We start from the raw sequence: 6,469 nt of genomic DNA on the forward strand, positions 1-6,469 counted from the left end.
GTACACCCGAGTGGACTCGAACCACCGACCCCTACCATGTCAAGGTAGTGCTCTAACCAGCTGAGCTACGGGTGTATAATATCTTGCTTTCTATGTTCTGGTGTATTGAACCACCAATCCCTGCCGCCGTTATAAGAAAAGGTTAATGCTACTCTTTTTTACTAGCTGAGCTACGGGTGTATTGTTTAACGTTGCACTTTAAAATCTTTTGCTTCAAAGCGGACGCTATCTTAATGGGGATAGGCTGTTGCATGCAAGCAAAAAAAACATTTATATGTCTAAATGGTGATTTGCTGTGCAACTTGATTCAAGCTTAAGCAATGTGAGTCGCTTAAACTTCAAAAAATCAATTAGATTCGCCAATCTGTTGAAACTCAAATCCTTTCTTTTGAATGTATTTCAATCTAATAGCAAACAAAATTGCTGCCGAAGTTAAGCCAGCAATTAATCCAATCCAAAATCCGTGTGCGCCCATAGGTTCAAAAATAAAATTGGTATAACCTAAAATGTAACCTGTAGTAATACCAATCACCCAATATGAAAACAAGGTGATATAGAAAGCACTTCGAGTATCTTTATAACCACGTAATGCTCCAGCGGCGACTACTTGAATTGAATCTGATATCTGATAAAACGCAGCTAACATCATTAAACTACCAGCCAAAGCGACCACTTCAGGGTTATCGTTATACAACAAGGCGATTTGATGCTTAAAGGTGACGGTTAATAGGGCGGTAAAAATGGCTAGGGTGAATGATAACCATAAACCCACTTTTGCGACTAAAGCCGATATTTCTGGTTGCCCACGGCCAAGGTAATAACCAATTCGTATCGAGACAGCAATACCTATAGATAGTGGCAGCATAAAGACAATTGACGAGAAGTTAAGGGCAATCTGATGGCTTGCAACAACATTAGCGCCTAATGGAGCTAAAAATAACGCGATAATAGCAAACAGGCTGACCTCAAAAAATAATGCCATCGCAATTGGCATACCCAATTTAGTCATAGACCACATACTTGCTAAATGAGGACGGTAAAAATGCTTAAATGGCGCGAGCTGTTTAAATGTTTTATCAACTAACATGTAAATAATCATCGCAACTAACATGGCCCAAAAGACTAATGCAGTTGCAACACCACAACCAGCACCGCCCATTGCAGGAATACCAAAACCACCATAAATAAACACGTAATTAGCGGGTATATTGACTGCTAACCCAATGAAGCCTATCACCATTGTCGGCATGGTATAAGAAATCCCCTCACTGCAACCGCGTAATACTTGATACAACACGAAGGCTGGGGCACCCCACAAAATGGCATCTATGTAACCTACTGTTAATAAATGCAGTTTTGGCTCTAAATGCATAAAGTCGAGCAAATATGTTGAAGATGCGAGAAATAACATCACCCCAATACCACCTATTATGGCAATATAGCCCGCCTGAAAAATGAGTGATGGAATGATTTGTTGATTATTAGCCCCATGATGCTGTGAAAATACAGGGGTAAAGGACATTAACAAGCCTTGAACAAATAAGATTGCAGGTAACCACAGACTGGTGCCAACAGCAACGGCAGCCATATCTACTGCACTCACTCTACCAGCCATCACTGTGTCAATAAAACCCATCATGGTTTGAGTCACTTGAGCTATCAGCACAGGAAGCGCTAATTTTATCAAGCGTGAAATTTGAAAACCTGTATTATTCATTAAAAAACCTATAACGGAACGAGAGAATTATGTTTACTGGTATAGTTCAAGCCACTTGTGAAGTGGTATCGATTAACAATGCTGCAGGTCTTAAAACCTTTGAAGTTGCAATGACACCACCGTTAACCCAAGGATTAGTGACAGGTGCTAGCGTAGCTAATAATGGGGTTTGCCTTACCGTAACCAAGATACTAAATGATAAGGTTTTTTTTGATGTAATGGAAGAAACATTAGCCGTAACTAACCTAGGTAATACCAGTGTCGGTGACATGGTTAATATTGAGCGCTCGTTAACGTTTGGAACTGAGATCGGTGGGCATATTTTATCTGGCCATGTACATACTCTGGCCACGGTTAAGGCTGTCAGTAACACCGACGAGCATTACAATATTGAATTACAGGTTGACTCACAATGGATGAACTACATCTTTTATAAAGGATTTGTGGGAATAAACGGTTGTAGCTTAACGGTAGGTAAAGTCAGTGACAGTGGTTTTGTACTGCATTTAATTCCAGAAACCTTAAAGTTAACTAATTTGAATCATTATAACGTTGGCGACAAGATTAATATCGAAATAGACAGTCAAACACAGGTTATTGTTGATACTGTGGAGCGAATTCTTGCTAAAAAGCAACTCGCTTAATCACCCAACATAATCACCCAACATAATCACCTAAAATAATTATCTATATTAACTTGCCTGCTTTGAAGATTAAGCAGGCGAGCTAGGCATTAATAAATTTGTTCATCGTCAGAATCGATATGAAGTTCAATTGTTCGGCGGTTATCATCTAGGTGCATTCGAATGTGTATTGGATTACAACAAATACGGCAGTCGTCGTAATATTCTTGATCTCCAGAACTTGCATCTAAAGTGACATATTGATGATGCCCGCAATGCGGGCAACAAATGGCACGCGAAAGTAATCTCATTGCTAGTACTCCTCACTGACTCATTTCAGTAAGTATAGTGAGCATTTTATATTTTGGGTCATCCCTAAGCATGATTTAGATACAAATCAATATTATTCACTCACAACTAAGATTAAAATCTATTTTTACGTTTTTTAGTTATGAATCAGGGTTTAATGCAATCAATATAGTTAATCGTCACTAAATAGTCATCTTTAAAACAACAAACACCCTCTAAGGCAAGACACAATAAAGGTGGGCTAAAGTCATATTCACTGCTGACCAATACAGTTATCTTAACCAATGAATGTTGTTGAATACCTCATATATTGCAGTTATTCATCGCACCATGGTTGCGCAATAATCCGCTTATCACATAGAATAGAGACTTGCGTTTTTGGGTAACTAAGACTCCTGTACTGTCTTGATTTCATTAACGTGCTCTCGTTCAAAAAGAACATACTTAATTACCATGTGGCCCTACGTGTGGGTCACCACTGGAAAAGGAATTTTTAATGCCTATTATTACATTGCCTGATGGCAGCAAACGTGAGTTTGCCAATCCTGTATCGACTCTTGATGTTGCATTAGACATCGGCCCTGGTTTAGCAAAAGCGTGTATTGCTGGCCGCGTAAACGGTGAATTAAAAGATGCAACTGACTTAATCACTGCAGACTCAGAGTTAGCTATCATCACGGCCAAAGACGAAGAGGGTGTTGAAATCCTTCGCCATTCTTGTGCGCATTTATTAGGTCACGCGATCAAACAAATGTGGCCTGAAACCAAAATGGCAATCGGCCCGGTTATCGACAACGGATTTTATTACGACATCGACTTAGATCATAAGCTGACGCATGAAGATATAGAAGCCTTAGAAAAGCGTATGCTTTCGTTAGCTAAAACTAACTACGATGTGGTTAAAAAAGTTGTATCTTGGCAAGACGCTCGTGATGCTTTTAGCGAACGCGGTGAAGAATACAAAATAGCTATTTTAGATGAAAACATCAGTAAAGACGCAACACCAGCGCTTTATCACCACGAAGAATACATCGACATGTGTCGTGGTCCACATGTGCCAAACATGCGTTTTTGTCAAAACTTTAAGTTAATGAGCATTGCTGGTGCGTATTGGCGTGGTAACTCTGATAACAAAATGCTGCAACGTATATACGGCACAGCATGGGCTGACAAAAAAGCCCTTAAAACGCATTTAGTGCGTTTAGAAGAAGCTGCTAAGCGTGATCATCGTAAAATTGGTAAGCAACTAGATTTGTACCATATGCAAGAAGAAGCGCCAGGAATGGTGTTTTGGCATAACGATGGTTGGAGCATATTTTTAGAACTTGAGAAATTCATTCGTCAAAAGTTAGGTCAATACACTTATCAAGAAGTGAAAGGCCCTTTAATGATGGACCGAGTTTTATGGGAACGTTCTGGCCACTGGGATAAATACGCAGAAGCCATGTTCACCACTAACAGCGAAAACCGTGAATACGCGATTAAGCCAATGAACTGTCCAGGTCATGTACAGATTTTCAACCAAGGGTTAAAATCTTATCGCGACTTACCATTACGTATGGCAGAGTTTGGTTGTTGTCATCGTAACGAACCATCAGGTTCACTTCATGGTCTTATGCGTGTACGTGGCTTTACTCAAGACGACGCTCATGTTTTTTGTACTGATGATCAAGTACAAGATGAAGTCAGTGCATGTATCCAAATGGTATACGACACATACGCTACATTTGGTTTCGATAATATCGTGGTTAAACTGTCAACTCGCCCTGAAAAGCGTATTGGTGATGACGATATGTGGGACCGAGCTGAAGACGCTTTAAAGCAAGCTCTTGCCAATAATAATATTAAATATGAAATATTACCGGGTGAAGGCGCTTTTTATGGTCCAAAAATCGAATTTACTTTGCATGACTGTTTAGATCGTGCGTGGCAATGTGGTACAGTACAACTCGATTATGCATTACCGACTCGTTTGGGTGCCACTTATGTCGCAGAAGACAACAGTCGCCAGACGCCAGTAATGATCCATCGTGCTATTTTAGGTTCTTTAGAACGTTTCATAGGTATATTGATAGAAGAATACGCAGGTAAATTTCCAACATGGCTTGCTCCAATGCAAGTTGTTGTAATGAACATTACCGATAAACAAGCTGATTATGTTGAAGAAATCGTTAAATTCTTCAAAGAACAGGGTATTCGAGCATCTTTTGACTTGAGGAATGAGAAAATAGGCTTTAAAATACGCGAACACACCCTAAGACGTGTGCCTTATTTATTGGTCGTTGGTGATCAAGAAATGGAAAATAAGGAAGTAGCGGTGCGTACGCGTGACGGTATCGATTTAGGCAAGTTAAAACTAGAAGATTTCGCCGCGATGATACGTCAACAGATTTCGCTCCGTAGTCTCAAATTGTTGGAGGAATAGGTCATAAAGATCAAAAGAACAGCAGGGCGACAGCCAGCCCCTAATAGAATCAATGATGAAATCACTGGTGTACCTGAAGTCCGTTTATCAGGTTTAGATGGTGAGCCAATTGGTATATTAAGTATAAAAGAAGCTCAGAACGTTGCAGATGAAGCCGGAGTTGATCTTGTAGAGATCAGTCCCAATGCTGAGCCACCTGTCTGTCGCATAATGGACTACGGTAAGTTCCTTTTTGATAAAGCGAAAGCTCAAAAAGAACAAAAGAAGAAGCAGAAACAGGTCCAGGTTAAGGAAATTAAATTCCGTCCTGGCACTGATGAAAACGACTATCAGGTAAAACTACGCAACCTGATTCGTTTTCTAGAAGATGGTGACAAAGCGAAAATTACGCTGCGTTTCCGTGGTCGCGAAATGGCACACCAAAACCTAGGTATGGATCTTTTGAACCGTATCAAGGCTGATTTGGAAGAGTATGCGGTTGTTGAATCTTTCCCGAAAATGGAAGGTCGACAAGCAATTATGGTGCTAGCACCTAAAAAGAAATAGTAGGGCAACCCTAAAGTAGCAAAAGTCTCTTGAGGCTTTTGCTCGCCTTACGTTTATTAACGTCCCAATGCGGAGTTTTAGAAATGCCTAAAATGAAAACAGACAAGGGTGTAGCGAAGCGTTTTAAGAAAACCGCTAATGGTTTCAAGCGCAAGCAAGCACACTTACGTCACATTTTGACCAAGAAAAGCACTAAGCGTAAGCGTCACTTACGTGCTAAATGTTTAGTTGCTAAATCTGACGTTCCAGCAATCGCGCGTCAACTACCATACGCTTAATTTAGGAGTTTAGAAAATGCCAAGAGTTAAGCGTGGTGTAACCGCACGTGCTCGTCACAAGAAAGTTTTAAAATTAGCTAAAGGTTATTATGGCGCTCGTAGCCGTACTTACCGTGTTGCTGTTCAGGCAGTAACTAAAGCTGGTCAATATGCTTACCGTGACCGTCGTCAGAAAAAACGTCAATTCCGTCAGTTATGGATTGCACGTATTAATGCAGCGTCTCGTCAAAATGGTCTGTCTTACAGCCGTTTCATTAACGGCTTGAAAAAGGCGTCTATTGAAATCGATCGTAAGATTTTGGCTGACATCGCTGTTTTCGACAAAGTTGTTTTTGCAACTTTAGTTGAAAAAGCAAAAGAAGCGTTAACTAAGTAATTAGTTTAGTCGCTTTAAAAAGAGGAACCTTCGGGTTCCTTTTTTTATATCCGTTAAACGACAAGATGGACTTAATAAAGTCCTCGCAATTCTATAACTGTTTTTTTGTAATGTAATATTAACTAACCTGAACTCGGGATAAGAATTGAACTAAACGCCCTCTTTACGATCAGATCTTTCGACCAAGAAGGATTT

7 protein-coding genes and 1 tRNA gene are annotated in these 6,469 nt (G+C 40.1%); 5 read left to right on the plus strand and 3 right to left on the minus strand.

Annotated elements, in window-relative coordinates:
* Position 1: 1 nt before the first annotated feature.
* Both AAEY99_RS20895 and AAEY99_RS20900 read right to left on the minus strand, forming a co-directional pair.
* Positions 2 to 75 (minus strand) — tRNA-Val (locus AAEY99_RS20895).
* A 271-nt stretch (positions 76 to 346) separates the two neighbouring features.
* Positions 347 to 1,717 carry an MATE family efflux transporter gene (locus AAEY99_RS20900; protein ID WP_182744482.1) on the minus strand — a complete coding sequence of 457 codons (1,371 nt, stop codon included), beginning with the start codon at positions 1,715 to 1,717 and terminating at the stop codon, positions 347 to 349.
* Positions 1,718 to 1,746: 29 nt separating this feature from the next.
* Between AAEY99_RS20900 and AAEY99_RS20905 the strand changes: the two genes are divergently transcribed.
* The gene (locus AAEY99_RS20905) at positions 1,747 to 2,361 is read left to right on the plus strand and encodes a riboflavin synthase subunit alpha (protein ID WP_101088268.1); all 615 of its coding nucleotides are present in this window, start codon (positions 1,747 to 1,749) and stop codon (positions 2,359 to 2,361) included.
* Between the two features lie 89 nt (positions 2,362 to 2,450).
* Here AAEY99_RS20905 and AAEY99_RS20910 read toward each other — a convergent pair whose 3' ends face one another.
* Positions 2,451 to 2,651 carry a CPXCG motif-containing cysteine-rich protein gene (locus AAEY99_RS20910; protein ID WP_101088269.1) on the minus strand — a complete coding sequence of 67 codons (201 nt, stop codon included), beginning with the start codon at positions 2,649 to 2,651 and terminating at the stop codon, positions 2,451 to 2,453.
* Between the two features lie 494 nt (positions 2,652 to 3,145).
* Here AAEY99_RS20910 and thrS point away from each other — a divergent pair, with 494 nt between their 5' ends.
* The 4 genes from thrS (at position 3,146) to rplT (ending at position 6,274) form a co-directional block, all read left to right on the plus strand.
* Positions 3,146 to 5,074, plus strand: coding sequence for a threonine--tRNA ligase (gene thrS, locus AAEY99_RS20915; protein ID WP_101088270.1), 1,929 nt, complete (start codon positions 3,146 to 3,148; stop codon positions 5,072 to 5,074).
* A 3-nt stretch (positions 5,075 to 5,077) separates the two neighbouring features.
* A complete protein-coding gene (gene infC, locus AAEY99_RS20920; protein ID WP_081430133.1) occupies positions 5,078 to 5,620 on the plus strand; it encodes a translation initiation factor IF-3 in 543 nt (180 codons plus the stop codon).
* 83 nt (positions 5,621 to 5,703) lie between these two features.
* Entirely contained in the window at positions 5,704 to 5,898 is a 195-nt protein-coding gene (gene rpmI, locus AAEY99_RS20925) for a 50S ribosomal protein L35 (protein ID WP_011496149.1), read from the plus strand.
* Between the two features lie 16 nt (positions 5,899 to 5,914).
* Positions 5,915 to 6,274: a 50S ribosomal protein L20 gene (gene rplT / locus AAEY99_RS20930; protein WP_011637486.1), complete on the plus strand. Its 360-nt coding sequence runs from the start codon at positions 5,915 to 5,917 to the stop codon at positions 6,272 to 6,274.
* The last annotated feature ends 195 nt before the right edge of the window (positions 6,275 to 6,469 follow it).

It is taken from the genome of Shewanella sp. S1-58-MNA-CIBAN-0166 (assembly GCF_040310085.1).
Taxonomy (GTDB): Bacteria; Pseudomonadota; Gammaproteobacteria; order Enterobacterales; family Shewanellaceae; genus Shewanella.

Excerpts from the sequence above, each read along its gene's own strand:
- AAEY99_RS20905 (WP_101088268.1), top strand. The coding sequence starts at position 1,747 with ATGTTTACTGGTATAGTTCAAGCCACTTGTGAAGTGGTATCGATTAAC.
- AAEY99_RS20910 (WP_101088269.1), bottom strand. The coding sequence starts at position 2,651 with ATGAGATTACTTTCGCGTGCCATTTGTTGCCCGCATTGCGGGCATCAT.
- rpmI (WP_011496149.1), top strand. The coding sequence starts at position 5,704 with ATGCCTAAAATGAAAACAGACAAGGGTGTAGCGAAGCGTTTTAAGAAA.
- rplT (WP_011637486.1), top strand. The coding sequence starts at position 5,915 with ATGCCAAGAGTTAAGCGTGGTGTAACCGCACGTGCTCGTCACAAGAAA.
- thrS (WP_101088270.1), top strand. The coding sequence starts at position 3,146 with ATGCCTATTATTACATTGCCTGATGGCAGCAAACGTGAGTTTGCCAAT.
- AAEY99_RS20900 (WP_182744482.1), bottom strand. The coding sequence starts at position 1,717 with ATGAATAATACAGGTTTTCAAATTTCACGCTTGATAAAATTAGCGCTT.